This is a genomic window from Flavisolibacter tropicus, assembly GCF_001644645.1.
GTDB classification, from domain to species: domain Bacteria; phylum Bacteroidota; class Bacteroidia; order Chitinophagales; family Chitinophagaceae; genus Flavisolibacter; species Flavisolibacter tropicus.
In genome coordinates, this window is sequence record NZ_CP011390.1 from 895,612 (window position 1) to 911,866 (window position 16,255).

10 protein-coding genes are annotated in these 16,255 nt (G+C 40.6%); 1 reads left to right on the top strand and 9 read right to left on the bottom strand.

Going from position 1 to position 16,255, the window contains the following annotated elements; genetic code table 11:
* Nucleotides 1–35: 35 nt before the first annotated feature.
* The 7 genes from SY85_RS03640 to SY85_RS03670 all read right to left on the bottom strand — a co-directional run bounded on the left by SY85_RS03640 (nucleotide 36) and on the right by SY85_RS03670 (nucleotide 10,716).
* Nucleotides 36–791, bottom strand: a complete 756-nt coding sequence (locus SY85_RS03640; RefSeq protein ID WP_066401853.1) for a rhamnogalacturonan acetylesterase — start codon at nucleotides 789–791, stop codon at nucleotides 36–38.
* A 64-nt stretch (nucleotides 792–855) separates the two neighbouring features.
* Nucleotides 856–2,274: a pectate lyase gene (locus tag SY85_RS03645; RefSeq protein ID WP_226998988.1), complete on the bottom strand. Its 1,419-nt coding sequence runs from the start codon at nucleotides 2,272–2,274 to the stop codon at nucleotides 856–858.
* A 111-nt stretch (nucleotides 2,275–2,385) separates the two neighbouring features.
* On the bottom strand, nucleotides 2,386–4,029 hold the full coding sequence (locus tag SY85_RS03650) for a DUF4957 domain-containing protein (RefSeq protein WP_066401854.1): 1,644 nt from the start codon (nucleotides 4,027–4,029) through the stop codon (nucleotides 2,386–2,388).
* 21 nt (nucleotides 4,030–4,050) lie between these two features.
* Complete coding sequence (locus SY85_RS03655) at nucleotides 4,051–5,820, bottom strand: RagB/SusD family nutrient uptake outer membrane protein (RefSeq protein ID WP_082886278.1); 1,770 nt, start codon at nucleotides 5,818–5,820, stop codon at nucleotides 4,051–4,053.
* A gap of 12 nt (nucleotides 5,821–5,832) precedes the next feature.
* Nucleotides 5,833–9,060: a SusC/RagA family TonB-linked outer membrane protein gene (locus SY85_RS03660; protein WP_066401856.1), complete on the bottom strand. Its 3,228-nt coding sequence runs from the start codon at nucleotides 9,058–9,060 to the stop codon at nucleotides 5,833–5,835.
* Between the two features lie 41 nt (nucleotides 9,061–9,101).
* Nucleotides 9,102–9,932 (bottom strand): 5-dehydro-4-deoxy-D-glucuronate isomerase, encoded by an 831-nt coding sequence (gene kduI / locus SY85_RS03665; protein WP_066401857.1) that lies wholly within the window; start codon nucleotides 9,930–9,932, stop codon nucleotides 9,102–9,104.
* 37 nt (nucleotides 9,933–9,969) lie between these two features.
* A complete protein-coding gene (locus tag SY85_RS03670; RefSeq protein ID WP_269465691.1) occupies nucleotides 9,970–10,716 on the bottom strand; it encodes an SDR family NAD(P)-dependent oxidoreductase in 747 nt (248 codons plus the stop codon).
* Between the two features lie 239 nt (nucleotides 10,717–10,955).
* On the opposite strand from SY85_RS03670, the gene SY85_RS03675 reads away from it, so the two are divergent.
* On the top strand, nucleotides 10,956–11,984 hold the full coding sequence (locus tag SY85_RS03675) for a LacI family DNA-binding transcriptional regulator (protein WP_066401859.1): 1,029 nt from the start codon (nucleotides 10,956–10,958) through the stop codon (nucleotides 11,982–11,984).
* 418 nt (nucleotides 11,985–12,402) lie between these two features.
* Here the strand turns inward: SY85_RS03675 and SY85_RS03680 are convergent, their stop codons facing one another.
* Both SY85_RS03680 and SY85_RS03685 read right to left on the bottom strand, forming a co-directional pair.
* The gene (locus SY85_RS03680) at nucleotides 12,403–14,346 is read right to left on the bottom strand and encodes a hypothetical protein (protein WP_066401860.1); all 1,944 of its coding nucleotides are present in this window, start codon (nucleotides 14,344–14,346) and stop codon (nucleotides 12,403–12,405) included.
* 192 nt (nucleotides 14,347–14,538) lie between these two features.
* Nucleotides 14,539–16,251 carry a RagB/SusD family nutrient uptake outer membrane protein gene (locus tag SY85_RS03685; protein WP_236938264.1) on the bottom strand — a complete coding sequence of 571 codons (1,713 nt, stop codon included), beginning with the start codon at nucleotides 16,249–16,251 and terminating at the stop codon, nucleotides 14,539–14,541.
* Nucleotides 16,252–16,255 lie beyond the last annotated feature (4 nt).

Consider the following 16,255-nt stretch of genomic DNA (forward strand, 5'->3'; position numbering starts at 1 on the left):
CATTTAGCAACCTTGAAATCAAGTTAGTTTTTAGCTTACTTTTTAATTTCCGGCTGACGGATATGATTTGATAGATCCAGGTTCAACTGCTTTACATCTGCTAATACCAATTGCGCAATTTTACGGGCCCCTAATTCACTGAAATGGGTATTATCTATTTTACCTTCTGGATAGTTAGGGTGCTCACCTGGTGCCACCTGTAAGAACAAAAGCTTGGAGGTTTCTTCTCCAAATTGCTGGTACAAGGCCTGGCTTGTCTTATCAAGATCAATAAAAGGTGTATTCAATGTCTTGGCTAATTCCCTTACCAATGGCGAGTAGACTTCATGCGTTTCTACGGCAGTGCCATTCACAAACTTGCGTCTGCTTACAGGTGTCAATAAAATTGGAATGGCTTTTTTTGTTCTAGCCTCATTGACAAATCGAGTGATATTCGCTTTATACTGTTCTGGAGTTGTATACCGGTCTACTTTTTCTTTGGATTCGTCATTATGACCAAACTGTATAAATACATAATCGCCTTCCTGTAAAGCATCGGCCACTGGCTGCCAAAGATTTTCACTAATAAATGTTCGGGTGCTACGCCCATTCTTAGCGCGATTATCAACTTCTATAGTAGAATCAAAGAAGTAGGCAAAGGGCATTCCCCAACCCGTTTCCGGATAAGCTTTTACTTCCTTAATGGAAATAGTGGAATCACCAATCAAATAGACTTTGGTCTTTCTTTTTGCAGGTGTAATAAATGCAGTTAAGAATAGAACAGCAGCTAATGCGAAGAAATAGGGTTTCATATTTTAATTGTTAGAAATGTGGTACAAATACAAAAGCTCTTTTCAAATTATGTTTCAATAAAGATTACAACAGTCCCGTTAAGCTATTAATGTAAACTTCAATATTGGTATACTGCTTATGCAACGAATAGCCCGCGCTATCTGCCGCATTATTTGGGTTCAATCCATTCTTTATCTCCCATTCATCCGGCATGCCATCACTATCTGTGTCCTTAAGTGCTGGAAGTGATTTTAGCATAGGCCAAGCTGATGCGGTCTGCTCATAGGGAGTGCCATGAGGATAACCACCCTGAACATCAATGATCCTTCCTGTTCTGGTTTTCACTTCTTTAATGATTCGTTGGTCCAACGTATCTCTTTTAAAACTGGCGCCTACCTGTTGTAGCACCTGCTCGTAAGCTATAGTAGCAGTTTGAATGGGAATAACTACAGATTGAAATGCTTGACTTTGCTTCGCTGCTAATGCATCCGCTTCTGTTCCTTTATCCATGGCTACACCTTTCCAATTGTTCTGCGTTACATCTGGAGAACCATCCACATAATTGCCATCTACATAGAACTTTCCAAAAGGAATAGTTTCATTTTTGAAAGGATTCAGAATACGATTCTGTACTGCCTTTCTAGTATCAGGTCCGTATTTGTAATAATTGTTGACAATATTATAATTGCCACCCTCGCCAGCATAGGTATTATTATGCCCCCAGTTATAAATCACATTATTACGGAAGTCAACGTTTTCTTCCGGTGTATGCCGGATGCCATTGAAGCGTGGCGTACGGCTGGTACAGTGTGCAAACAAATTATGATGTGCTGATAAATGCAGGCCTCCCCATATGGCTCCGTAACCATGGTTCTCAAAGTCGGCATCCCCCTTTTCAAAGTGATACGAATAATTCAACGGTTCGGCCATCAGGTTCCATTGTAGTGTGGTACTATCGCCTGCGTATACGCTAAACAATTCATCGGTGCTCCAGCTCATGGAACAATGATCAATAATGATATTTTTTCGCCTGGTGCCACTAAATGCATCATCATGACCAGAGCCGTCTACTTTACCGCCGTTCTGGTAACGGTCCCCCATTCTAAATCGTAGATACCGGACAATTATATTATCGCCACTTAAATCTACCGGGTGGTCGGCTATGCATATACCATCACCAGGTGCTGTCTGGCCAGCAATGGTTTTATTTCCTTTGATTGATAATGGTGATGCAAGGTGTATGGTTCCCGACACCGCAAATACAATTACTCTAGGTTCCTTCTTACTTACGGCATCACGTAAGCTTCCTGAACCATTATCATTTAAAGTGGTTACAACATATACAGCTCCACCTCTGCCACCTGTAGTATATTTTCCATAACCTTCGGCACCAGGGAAAGCTATGGGTAGATCTTCTTTTTCAATATCATGCCCAATTACTTTAGGTTGTGCACATGCCACTAAACAACCAAAAAATAACACGCCTATCAGTTTTCCTTTCATACGCATTGAGTCTACCTATTTTAATTTGCTTAACGTTGCCAAAGCAGTATTTTCTTGCTAACAAAAAAGGTGCTTCCTGTTGGAATGCACCTTTTCTTTAATTAGTATAAATTATTGCCATCTTGGATCACCAATAGGGCCGTTAGTTGTGGAAGCAGTTCGTAATTCAGAAGCTGCAGGTAAAGTGAATGTGCTGGTTGTATTTGTCCAACCTAGATCTACCGTTTTATTATTTGCAGGAGTAACTGGGAAATTTAGAGCAACAGGTGTTGCGGCACCGTTTGTTACTTTAAACATATTATTGTTAGTGATAGTAACGGAAGAACTAGCAGATGAAGCTCTGAAGGCGTTTGCTCCAATTGTTTGACCCTCTTTTGGAATATTCGCAATAATACTATTGCGCAAGGTAAAATCAACTGGATTTGCATTTGCATCTAACAACACGTTGTCTCTTGATGTACCGCCATAGCCCAATCCATTTATAGTAACAGCATCTACAAGGATTACGGGTTTGGGTGCCGTAATATTGGTTGCCCAGGAAATTAGTCGACGACCACTATTATAAAAAGTTGAGCGTGTCAATTCTAATCTATTAAATTCCATTTTATCTAATAAGATATAATCAAAAGCGCCTGACCCATTATCATAAATGATATTGTTGTCGAATTTGATAAAATCTATCTTATGGCCATTATTAGCTGTTGCCCGGTTACCTCTCAACAAGCTATTAGCTGTACCATGAATCTTTGAATTCTCCACCAAAACAGATTTAAATGTGGCAGCGTCACCATCAGCATTTAAGCCCGCTAAATTGATAAAGTAACCTGCAGCTCCAGTCGTACCATCAAACTCAATTCCTGATATTTTAACACCAGCACCAGTTCCTTTCAATGTTACTTCTTTAAACAATACTTTAGTATCGTTATAGTTTCCAGAAGTAGATTGAAGGGTGATATGCTTGCCTGAAATCACAATGTTTGCAACAGAGGCATCGTATGTACCCGGAGCCAAACCAATTACATCATTATTTACAGCATTGTTTACAACATCTATTAAGTTAGACGTTGGTGTGATTTCAATAGTGAAAATACTTAGCTCCTTAGTTTTAAAAGTAATGGTGCCTTTACTTTTAGTTCCCGCAAATATTTCTGCAGTATAGTCCGTACTTGGAGTAAGGCCAGTTAACTTTTTAGTAGCAGCAGTAACCTCGTCTGCTGTTACGGCCACATCTGTAGGTGTACCTGCCTTAGTAAGTACAATCTTGGTAATACCTGCCATTTGTCTCCACTTTAATTCAACACTCTTATCTTTTAAAGTAGAAGGAGTAATCGGCAAAAATATTTGCTCACCTGTTAATCTAAAACTTGGACTAATTACCCAGTTTGAGGCAGCAGATGCTTCAGAAGCATTTGCACGAATACGAGCAAAGTATTTCTGCTTTATAGATATATTATCATCAGTAATAGTAACATTTGGGCTAGCCACTTCAGTAGAATAAATAGCAGGTGATCCAGTCGTTGAATCAGCCATTACTTCTATTCGGTACTTTGTTTCACCAGCAGTTGAAAAAAGCGAAACATTCCACTCCAGTTTTGCTTGTGTTTCACCACTGGTTACTTTTACGTTTACGGGTGTGAACATTCGTGTAGGATTGAATTCTCCAGGTTCTTCCACCTTTTTACACGAAATGATGACCAAGGGTATTGTCGCTGTCAAAAGCAAAGACTGACCTAATGTATTTTTAAACATTTTCATTTATAGCAAGATTTTAATGGATTAATAGCCGTAGTCCTGTGATAATTTTGGATTTGCATCAATAGAAGCTTGAGGTATTGGTAGTAATTCGCTTTTATTTGGCGTAAATGCTATAGCATAATAGCGTGTAATGGTACTAGTAATACCACTGCCCACCCAAGCCACATTAGCAGAACCAGCAGGTGCCGTAGCTGGAGACGGACTATAAAGCGAATTCAACCAAACAATTGTTTTTGAATCAGGCTGATAATACATGGTTGCAGGCAGATTGTTATAAGGTGCATTTCTGGCAGCCATAGCGGTTAATTCAGCCTTGGTTTCGCCTAAACGCTGCGCCAGCATATTCCATCTGATCAAGTCGTATTTACGAATACCTTCTCCACCTAATTCTAAAGAACGCTCTTTTACAATAGCATTAAAGAAACCATTATAGTCAGCAGGCGTAACGCCTATTAAACTGGCATTACCGCCAAACGCTCTTAATCTTACTTGTTCAAAAGCTGATTTTGCAGATGCAGTAGGACCATTGTTCAATTCATTTTCAGCTTCTGCATGCATTAACAATACATCGGAAAAACGAATCATGGGCCAGTTAGTACCAAAATATTGTGCGCTGGATGTCAATTGTGTGGTCCAGTCTCTTCTAAACTTTCCATCCACCATTGTTTGCAGCGGACGAGCCACCAGATTCAGGTTGGCACTGATATCATAGGGTGCACACATCACATCTCTTCTAGTGTCTTGCGGATCGAATGAATAAAAATAAGTGGGTAATATGGTCAGTGCGCCATTTCCTGTCCCATTATAGCGCGGCCCATTATAATATCCTAATTTACTATCACCAAAATTGCTGCTACCGCCGGCAACACCCACTTCCCAAAGAATCTCACCATTGGGTTCTTGTTTGTGAGCGCCCAGCGCATCTTTAAACACAGCCAAATAACTTGAATTCAACTTATGGTCATTTCTGCCCATGATTATTTTTGTCTCGTCACTAGCAATCTTATAATACTCTTTATAATCACTGGGTCGCTCCATTTTCTTACTGGTTCTCAGGGAATAACCACCTCTAAACAAAGCAATTTTCGCTCTTAAAGCTCGAACAGCGCCTTGAGTGATTCTTTCGTTTGTTATACCAGCAGCTTCTGTTCTCCAGGGCACCATGGTGGAAGCTGTTGCCAGATCAGCAAGGATATGATTGTAAATCGTATCCCTGTTCATTTTGGCAATAAACAAATCAATTTGTTGGCTGGATGGTTCAAATTGAGCAGGCACATCACCCCAGTTGCGAACTAGTTCAAAATAGAACTGTGCTCTCAAGGTCAACGCTTCGCCATGAAGCATCCGTAATTGGCGCTTTTCAGATTCACTGCCATTATTATACTTATCCATCTGTGGAATGTAATAAATACAAACATTGGCACGCTCAATACCTCTATATAGCTGATTAAAAGGATTCGCTAGCTGCGTATTACTAGCTTGCACATTAAAATGCGCAATATCTCTTCTTTCATTGTCAGGATAAGGTGTTCCGCCTTGTCCCATCATTTCATCATTGTCATAGGGATAGTACATGCTAAGACGTATACCATATCCATTGTCACCTCCTAATGCAGAATACACACCTAATATGGCCTTTTCTGCATTTGTATAGTTAGAGAAAACATAGTCTGTACCAAACGATGACACAGGCTCTACTTCAAGATATTTCTTACAAGAGCTTATCGCAAACATTACACCGCTAAAGCATAATGCGCTGACGAAATATTTTAATTTATGGTTAGATAACATTGTAATAATTTTTTAGAATGACAAATTAGCACCAAAGATGAATGCACGGCTTCTTGGATAGGCGGAGTAATCCACTCCAGGTGTCATCGGTGTAGAACGACGTGTATTTACTTCTGGATCGTACCCCGAATAGTTTGTAAATACAGCCAGGTTGTTTACCGTACCATAAACACGTAATTTGGTAATTTTCACCTTTTCCAACAAGCGAGATGGTAATGTGTAACCTAATGTAATATTGTTTACACGCAGGAAGGATCCATCTTCTACAGCCCAGGAGTGTACATAGAACGAGCTGGCACTTCTAAGTGGAGACCACAACGTAGCATTAGCATTCAGTGCAGCCAAGGCAGTTGGATCAGTTACAACTTGCCCTTGGTCATTCACATTTCTCCAGCGATTATTCATTTCTTCTAACAAGTTAGAGTTCACTGTATAACCACTTGTAAATTCTAGTCTGTTTGCATTTAATACATCATTGCCAATCTGGTAATTCAGGAATAAGCTGACATCAAAATTCTTGTAAGTGAATTGCTGATTCAAGCCACCAAAGAATTTGGGCTGCGTGTTACCAATTACAGTACGATCTCTGTCATCAACGATACCATCAGCCTTGCCCTCTGGTCCGCTAATGTCTTTAAACTTAATTACACCTGGCTGAGGCACCAATGAAGTGATGCTCTGGTTAGTAGGAACACCTGCCTTTAAAGTATATACACCGTTGTTGTAATCAAAGTCTTCAATTTTATAATAACCGTCTGTTTGTAAGCCCCAGATAGCGCCTACAGGATCTCCTACTCTAACGATATAATCGGAAGGCTGGTTGCTTCCTGCCCATCCAGATGAGAATAGAAAGGATTTCTGGTATTGTCCTAAGCTCTCAACCTTATTCTTATTATATGAAATATTGAAATTGGCTGTCCAGTTGAAGTTTTTCTTCTGTATTGGCGTACCGTTTATTTGCAGTTCCACACCTCTATTAGAAGTAGCACCCACATTTTGTAGTTGTGTTGTATAGCCAGAACTTGTAGGAACTGTAACTCTTACTAAAAGATCTTCAGTAGTGTTTTTGTAAAAATCAGCAGAAACCTGTAAACGGTTGTTTAATAAACTTAAATCAACGCCAATGTTTCTTGCTATAGTTGTTTCCCATTTAAGATTTGCATTTGCCAGATCTTCTAAGTTATAGGCAGTTACCAATTGGTCATTTAAACTGTAATAAATGTTAGAAGTATACTGCGTCAGATATAAGAAATCACCAATTCTATTATTTCCAGCCTCACCATAACTAAGACGGAACTTCAAGTCATTAATAGATGATTTTAAATGCTGAAAGAAAGGCTCTTCTGATACTCTCCAAGCCAATGAAGCTGATGGAAAATAACTCCATTTATTGCCTTGAGGGAATTTAGAAGACCCATCGCCTCTTACAGTAAGCGTAGCCAGATATTTGTCATCAAAGGCATAATTTACTCTGCCAAATAGGGAGAATATTTTATCGGTTAAATCCGTTGAAACGGGTGGCGGCTGACTAGCACCTACAGGCGCTGTACCTAAGCCCATATTACCTAAAGCACGCTCAGGAGAAATGCCTACTGGGAAATAACGTGTCTCAATGTAATTTCTTTTGTATTTATTCTCATAGATCTCCTGGCCTAATAGAACATCCAAATCATTTTTGTTGCTAAATCGTGTACCAGACTTCTTCATAGTAAAAGTCAACACATTTGAATTATTAAATGTGTTCTTTGAAATAGTATTGATTGAAGCAATTGGCATGTTGGAGTTAGAACGGGCGTTTGTTGTTATTGTATCATCAAACGCGTTTTGAGTAGTATTCGTAACATCAAAGCCTATAGTAGAACGAAACGACAGGTATTTATTAATGTCGTATGTAAAACTTCCATTCAGGTTTAAGATATTATCTAGGTTTTTGCGGTACTCTGCATCATTCAATAAGATAGGATTAACCAGAGAAAGTCCATTTGCATTGGTTTCTAATGCATAATCTGGGTCATAAGCCATCAGGTCCTGATCACCCATAAGTACTGGTCTGTACTTAACACTATGACGCAAACGGTTGGTAGCTGAAGAACCAGCATTAGCTGTACCTGCACCATTAACCGTAGTGTGGTTATAACGAACGTTAAAGCCTGCTTTTAGTTTATTAGTGATTGTTTGATCAAATCTGAAGTTTACAATCTTTCTATCAAAGTCAGAGCCGCGCATAATACCTTCTTCCGTATTTGAAGTAAGGCTAAGATTATATTTTGTAGCAGCTGTACCACCGGCCAGGCTAATGTTGTGTGTTTGCATTAATGCATCTCTACCAAACATTTGGTCCTGCCAGTCAACAAATGGTGCATTTTTATAAAGCTCCAGATCATCAAACGTTCCATATGTATTTCTAAATGTGTTTTCATCCTGGGAGCTTCCTCTACTTCTCTCATATTGGTAGAGAACAAAGTCATAAGGCTTCATCACATCCAGCTTATTTGCCAATTGACGAACCCCTACCATGCCTGAATAGGTAATAGTAGGCTTCATTTGCTTACCGCCTTTTGTAGTAATAATAATTACACCATTAGCACCGCGGGCGCCATAAATTGCTGTAGCCGATGCATCTTTTAATACATCGACAGTCTCAATATCTTGTGGAGCAATTACAGAAAGAGCATTCTCAACCTGAATACCATCTACAACATAAAGGGGAGCGTTGCTTTGAGTGATAGAGCCACCACCACGAACGCGAATCACGGCTTCTGCGTTTGGAGCGCCTTCAGCCAGGTTGATCTGTACACCTGCCAGTCTTCCAGTTAAGGCTTCTGCTGCCGAATTAATAGGCACATCGCGTAGCTGTTTCGCAGATACGGATGATACAGAACCTGTTAGATCACGACGGCGAACGGTTTGGTAACCTACAACAACTACGTCGCCAAGAGTAGAAGCGGTTTCCTTTAGAGCCAGGCTAATTGATTGATTATTGCCAATGTTGATTTCACGTGGCTGCATACCTACATAACTAAAAATCAGGACTGCATTATCACCAGGAACAGTGATTGTGTATTGGCCATCCGCATTTGTAGTAGTTACAGATTTGCTACCTTTTACTGTTACAGAAACACCTGAAAGTACTTCTGTACTACCATCTTTAGTAATACGACCAGTGACCTGTCGCGATTGGGCAAACGCCATAGCGCTACACCACATAAAAAGCAGCGACAACAAGACTTTTCGATTCATATGCAAGCTTTGTATTTAATGAGTGAGTTAGTTTTTCTTTCTTAGCGTAATTCGCTTATTTCTACGAAATCCATATCGGTAAAGGACTGGTTCTCTCCTGCCATTCCCCAAATAAATGAGTAGTTGGTAGTGCCGCAGCCTGAGTGGATAGACCAGGGAGCAGAAACTACAGCATCACCAGCGCCCAATAACAAATGGCGGGTTTCCTGCGGCTGTCCCATAAAGTGAAATACGCGGTGCTCTTGCGGCATATCAAAATACAGATAGGCCTCCATTCTTCTGGAATGGGTATGTGCTGGCATGGTATTCCATACACTGCCTTCTTTTAAAATAGTTAATCCCATTACCAGTTGGCAGCTTCTAATACCATCTAGGTGAATGTATTTGTATATAGTACGTTCGTTTGCAGTTTGTATAGAACCCAGATTCACAGGCGTGGCATCTGTTTTCTTCATCAACGTATTAGCATATTGTTGATGTGCGGGCGCAGATAAAATGAAGTATTGAGCTGGTTCGCTTGTGCTGTTACTTTTGAAGCTAACTTCCTTTGTTCCTTTACCCAGGTATAAGCAATCCAGCTTGTTTAATTCATAGCTGGTACCATCGGCAACAATTTGTCCTGCTCCCCCAACATTAATAATACCCATTTCCCTTCTTTCCAGGAAATAGTCTGATTTTAATTGTTCGTAAACAGGTATGGATACAGATTGTTCAGCAGGTGTCACTCCTCCAACCACCATGCGATCATAGTGGGTATAGACAAAACGAGGCGTTTCAGATTTCAGTAAATTCAAAATTGCAAAAGCATCTCGTAATTGCTCGGTACTCATACCCTTCACTTGGTCTGGGTGGTACTGATAACGTTCTTCCATTTCTGTCTATAATTAATTAGTAATCTTAAATACTTTTCTAGCGTCCCATCCAACCACCATCAACTGTCAAAATGGTTCCATGCACATAGGCCGCGGCTGGCGAACATAAAAACACAATTGGACCTTTAAAATCGGTTGGCTCACCCCAGCGGCTAGCTGGTATTCTATCCAAAATGCTTTTACTTCTTACCGGGTCATTGCGCAACGCCTCTGTATTATCTGTTGAAATATAACCGGGAGCAATGCCATTTACATTGATTCCTTTGCTAGCCCATTCATTGGCAAATGCCTTAACCAAACTGGCTAATGCACCCTTGCTGGCTGCATAACCTGGCACATTGATTCCACCCTGAAAGGATAGTAATGAACAGGTAAACACAATTTTTCCTCCCCCATTTTGCAACATTTGCTTTCCAATTTCGCGGGTAAGTATAAATTGAGCATCCAGGTTTACAGAAAGAACTTTATCCCAATATTCATCACTGTGTTCTGCAACTGGATTTCTAAGAATGGTACCGGCATTATTTACCAGGATAGTAATATCATTATGTTTCGCTTTAAGCTTTTCAATAAAGGCATATAGCGCCTTTCTGTCACTCAAATCTGCAGCATAGGAATAAAACGTACGGCCTGTAGCTTCTACCGCTTTCTGCGTTTCGCTACCTGGCTGTAAAGAATTAGAAACACCAATTACATCGGCACCAGCTTCCGCAAGGGCTACAGCCATAGCCTGACCAATGCCTCGGCTACAACCTGTAACCAATGCTTTTTGTCCAGTTATCATAAAAAGCTCAGGAATGCTCATCGTGCAAAAGGAAGGCTTTTTAGCCAATTTGAATTTGTTCGCAATCAATCTTTCAGTAACAAGTCTACTATTATTCTGATTGAGATATTTGAAGGCTATCGACTTTTTTTATGCAATCGTTCCCGATAACGTTTGCAATTGTTGCAGAAAACTCGAATGCTAAAAAATTAATACTTTTAAATGCTTTTTTGCTCTAGACTATAAATCTAGCTCCCGACATGAAGTTTGACTCCGTTACAATAAAGGATATTGCCAAAGCTTTGAATCTCTCTACTTCCACTGTTTCCCGTGCGCTACGTGGTAGTTATGAGATCAGCCCAGAAACAAAAAAGCTGGTGTTAGAATATGCCGAGAAGATCAATTACCGGCCTAACCCAATTGCATTAAGCTTAAAGGAGCGACGGACTCGCGCTATTGGTATAGTGGTTAGTGAAATAGCCAACAACTACTTTTCGCAAGCCATTAATGGTATTGAATCAATTGCCTATAATAGAGGATATCACGTTATTATTACACAGAGTCACGAATCCCAGGAGCGTGAAAAGGTGAATGTGCAGCACCTGGCCTCCCGGGGAGTAGATGGCTTATTGGTTTCCTTATCCAGCGAGTCGGAAGAAATTCCGTATTTAACAGAATTGCATGAAAAAGGCTTGCCCATAGTGTTCTTTGACCGTATAACAAATGAGATAGATACACATAAGGTAGTGGCCAATAATTACTTAGGTGCTTATCATGCTACAGAACATTTGATTTACCAGGACTTCAAAAAGATTGCCCATATTACCAGCTCTCCTCACCTATCCATTACTAAGGAGCGACTGGAAGGTTATAAAGATGCCTTGGCTAAACACAAAATCCCTTTTGATGAAAACCTTGTAAAATATTGCCATCGAGGCGGTATGATTTCCCAGGAAGTAGAAGATGCGTTAACAACACTATTTAAAGGGAAAGTAAAACCCGATGCCATTTTTACGGCCAGCGATCGCTTAACAACTGTGTGCTTTGGACTTCTTAAGCGTATGAAAATGAAACGAGCTGATGTCGGCTTTACTGGTTTTACCAATACGCAGTTGGGCGACCTGTTCTCTCCCCCATTAACCGTCATTCGCCAACCAGCATTTGAAATTGGACAAACCGCAATAGAACTTTTAATTCAAATCATTGAAAGTAAACGCCCCGTTACCCATTTTGAAACCCGACAGCTGGAAACCAGCCTAATCATTAGAGAATCTTCCATGAAAAAATAAAAGGATTTCTCCATTTGGAGTTAAATCAAGAGAGTTAATAAAAAGGTCAAGTCTTAAATTACGTTCAGGAAAAGAACAGGATAATAGCAGGTTGCCAAAAAGCGTTCTTCTCTTTTGGTTCATTTTACATTCATATTATAGTCATAAATGTTTCCGGTTATGTTTTCAGGAACCTATTACCAAACCTTTATTTTTTGTGTACTGTTATTCTTTATTTTAATTGACAACCCTATTCCCGCAACGCGCAAATAATACAGTTATAGCAATCCTCTGTCTTTTTTACATAAGTATTCTTCAATTTATTTTTAAATAGTTCCGGTTGGCTGCTTCTTGCTTTATTAGCTGTCCTTTCGTGGAAAGGTGGTAGAAAGAATTAAGAGGCAAGCTACCTTTAACCGTAAGTCGATGCTGGGTTCTTTTAAAACTTCCTGTTGTTTGCTGCAGCAGGAACCGCAGTCAAAAAAGATTTGATTTTTACATAAGCCTTTTCCAATCCTGCATTACTAATAATCGTTTGTGCATTGGCTGGCCAATTGTCGTTACTAACAACAATGGTGTTTGTAATATTGGTATTAACGCCACTATTCTTATAAACGGTAGTATTTGTATACGTGTTGTTTGCATTAATATCATGGATCGTATTTGTCCAGATATGAATGTATTTGGGTGCGTTGTTTACCACATTGTCGGCCAAATCAAACCAACTGCTGCCCTCGTCCAGATATAACGCTCCAAATGGATTGAGTACATCATGGCAATAATTGTTTGAAATGTATCCCTTGTTTGTAGCAGATCCGTTTGTTGGCCCCATTGTATAGATCGCTCCCCCATCTCTCAATACCTCCATTACATCATGGACATAGTTATATTGAATATTTGTTCGTTGATGTATCGTGTTGGGGAACCTGTCCCATCCCCATCCAACATGAATACCTGAATAGGGAACGTTGCTAATTTCGTTATGGGTAATATCCATATCCTGCGGCAAGGTGGCAGCTATGGCCGAAGATGAAAAATACTCCACACCGATTTTGTAAAAATAACTGTTGCTCACATCGTTATTACGAAGCCAAACAAGCGTATCGGTGTTCTGCGCATAGTTCTGACTTCCAGCAGTGAAGAAGCCTGAATAGTCGCCAACCTGCACGCCATTTCCAGATATATCTGTAAATACGGTTCCTACAACCAGATTGTCCTGGCAACCGCTGTACATATTTAATCCCGTGCCCCCAAGATGCTCGAATATGTCTCTGTCAAACTTAATTGACCGTGCATATTTCAGGCTGACAGCCGCGCCAATGATACTTTCACCCTGGTCGTCACGCATCACGTTGTTTTGAGCATCTGGCAATCCGCGGTCCCCGTTTGGTCTTAAATACGTGGCATAAGAAAAAGTAATACCCCGGAATTGAATAAAGCCAGCTTTATTGACTGAGTCCGCCCCTTGAACTCTTATTAATTCTTCCATAACCGGTACTACAACTGACGCAGTAGACAGATTCTCTCCTATTCTTGGTTTATAATAGAATGAGTCTGTTGCCCTGTTTAGATACCATTCTCCTTCTGCATCCAGCAGCTCATAGGCATTTTCAATATACCAGGGCCGCCCATTTTTGTTGTGGGTACCGCCGACAGAAGTACCTCCTTTATTGGTTACAAACCCCCAACCGGGTTGCTTCATTGTTATCGTTGTTATACTATCATTGCGGGTAATCATATTGACGCAAATCCTTGGTGCTGTCCATTCATTTTTATAAACAAACTCGATGTCCTGCTGATTTTTCCAATGATGCAGGGGAATACCGCTATTCGCAAACACATCGCCTTTGTTAGTATAACCGGAAGCTTTAACGAAATTGAGTGAGGACGGAGCTTCCGTGCTTTTGGCACGGATGGCACGAACGCCATTAATAAATAGCTGACGGGTTTCTATGTCTCCACCCGCATAAGCCCTGTAAATGTTCCGGCTGGTATCGTATAATGACCATCCTGTGATTTGCTTCCCCCCGCTGATTACAGGCCTCTCGCCTTTATAAGCAGCATAAATAATGTTGAAACCATTGGTTCCTGAATCGTCATTACCAAAAGACAACGTAGATGTGAGGCCGTAAATTCCGCCTCTCAGGTATACATAAATATCGCCTGTCATTTTCGAATTGATGGTTCGAACAACATTACGGGCTTTTTCAATTGTTCGAAACGCCCTTGCCGGAGAACGTCCGTTGTTAGAATCATTGCCTTTCACAGGATCTACGTAATACGTAGCCTGTGTACCAGCCATCACGGTGGCTACTGGTGCAACAACTGCCACAAATAAAATAAGAATGAGTTTTATGATGGATTGTTTGACAAACAAAGTCATCGAGAGTTTGATTTATAAATGATAGAGTGAAAAATAGAAATAGACTTTGGCTTTTCTTCAGCCTGCACCTGAATGGTATGCTGCCTGGTATTCCCAAGCGTTTTATAAGCTCATAACAAGAGAAAAAGGATATTCTGCTTTTTTATAGAAGCAGAATATCCTTTATTCTAGCAGGTTAAAAATAAACCCTGCTTAACCAGGAGACTGCCACCCTGGATTTTGTGTCAATTTTTTGTTGCGCATAAGGTCATCCAATGGAAGAGGAGACAGATAATCCCTTTCAGCATTGAATCTGTACCCACCAGGCAAAGTAGTCTGGTATGGATCAACATAACCTTGTGCATCCACTTTTACGTTTGGTTTAGTAGCGTATGGAGCATAGTCCGCCATAACAAGCTTAAAGCCTTTTGGACGTTGGCCATCAAACAACTTATGAGCACGCCATCTTTTCCAGTCACCCGATCTAAAACCTTCACCGCCCAATTCAACCCTGCGCTCCTGCCTTACAATCGCCAAAGCGTCTGATATAGCATAGCCGTAGTTGGGCCACTTTGCCGTAACTGTAGGTTTTACACTTGTCAGTGTAGGCATCCCCACACGTTGACGCAGTAAATCTATATTATCAGAAAGATCCGGGAAGTTTCCGTTCAGCTCAACATAAGCTTCTACATAGTTGAGCATCAGCTCCGGTATTCTGAAAGCTATACCAGCAATTTCAGGATCGATATAGTTGCCTTGTAGTGTCGAACTAGGGTTATGCGCTTTCTTTGGAGCAAATCCGGATATAGTATTATAGCCCATTGTACCGTTATGCATCTGAGGTACTTTAAACAGGGAGTCTTTATAACCTACCGTATTATTATTGATCAAATCACCCGGTATAAACACAGATTGTCTGAATCGGGGATCAAGAAGGTTGGCCATCTGGGTTAAAGAAGCAGCACCCTTTGCGGTTATTACATTTACAGTATCTGAAATATCGATCGATGTTCCATCTTTTTTCAGGTAACTCTTTACCATATCAAAAGAGTATGAACAACCGCCATAACCATATAGCCATACTATATAACCAACTTGGTTGGTTACACCCAATGCTTGCGAATAGTTCTTGCTCAGGGTAACCTCTGGGATATTTTTATAGTCAAATTGACCAAACAGGTTGTAATAAGCCTGTTGTGTTCCACCGGTGGTATATAGTTTACCTGCAAACCCGCCACAGTCTGTTTTAAACTGCGTGTATGCGTCTATGGCTTTTTGGAATAGCTTATTGGCATTTACGCTCGAAGCCGAAGGCGTTCCGGCGTGATATTTAGCCCAGGTTGCCTCATACAATGCCACGCGGGATTTATAGATAAGCGCTGTTTCTTTATTGATCCTGTTTACACCAACTGTTGCTCTTGGTTTAAGGTACTTTATCGAGGTATCAATGAGTGCCATGATCGAGTCTACGACTAAGGCTCTTGAATCTCTCGGTTTATACAATTCTACAGTATCCTTATCTGATATTACATGTGAATACCAAGGCACATCACCAAAAGCAGCCACCATACCATGATAACGTAATGCTTTCAAAAAGCAAGCTTCAGCATAGGTTTGTTGATACTGCGCAAACGGCGCCGGACAACGTTGATAGTTATCGAAAAACGTATTGATTTGTCGTATGGCTGTCCAGTTCCATGCACCACCGGTAGCAGGGGTTGTGGCATTTTCGCCATTCATAAACTTGTCATAACCCGTTGACAGAATCATATTGTCTGATGTCTGGTCAGCTGTATAGTACCCCATCCCGCTTGAAGATAGTTGTCCGGGCAGCCAATCATATAAACCTATTATATAGGCATCCAGTTCCTGGGGCGTTTTCCAAAATTCAGGCGTAGATATCTGGTCCAGAGGAGCTCTATCCAAAAAT

Coding starts and splice junctions, on each gene's coding strand:
- SY85_RS03640 (WP_066401853.1), bottom strand. CDS start 791: ATGAAACCCTATTTCTTCGCATTAGCTGCTGTTCTATTCTTAACTGCA.
- SY85_RS03645 (WP_226998988.1), bottom strand. CDS start 2,274: ATGAAAGGAAAACTGATAGGCGTGTTATTTTTTGGTTGTTTAGTGGCA.
- SY85_RS03650 (WP_066401854.1), bottom strand. CDS start 4,029: ATGAAAATGTTTAAAAATACATTAGGTCAGTCTTTGCTTTTGACAGCG.
- SY85_RS03655 (WP_082886278.1), bottom strand. CDS start 5,820: ATGTTATCTAACCATAAATTAAAATATTTCGTCAGCGCATTATGCTTT.
- SY85_RS03660 (WP_066401856.1), bottom strand. CDS start 9,060: ATGAATCGAAAAGTCTTGTTGTCGCTGCTTTTTATGTGGTGTAGCGCT.
- kduI (WP_066401857.1), bottom strand. CDS start 9,932: ATGGAAGAACGTTATCAGTACCACCCAGACCAAGTGAAGGGTATGAGT.
- SY85_RS03670 (WP_269465691.1), bottom strand. CDS start 10,716: ATGATAACTGGACAAAAAGCATTGGTTACAGGTTGTAGCCGAGGCATT.
- SY85_RS03675 (WP_066401859.1), top strand. CDS start 10,956: ATGAAGTTTGACTCCGTTACAATAAAGGATATTGCCAAAGCTTTGAAT.
- SY85_RS03680 (WP_066401860.1), bottom strand. CDS start 14,346: ATGACTTTGTTTGTCAAACAATCCATCATAAAACTCATTCTTATTTTA.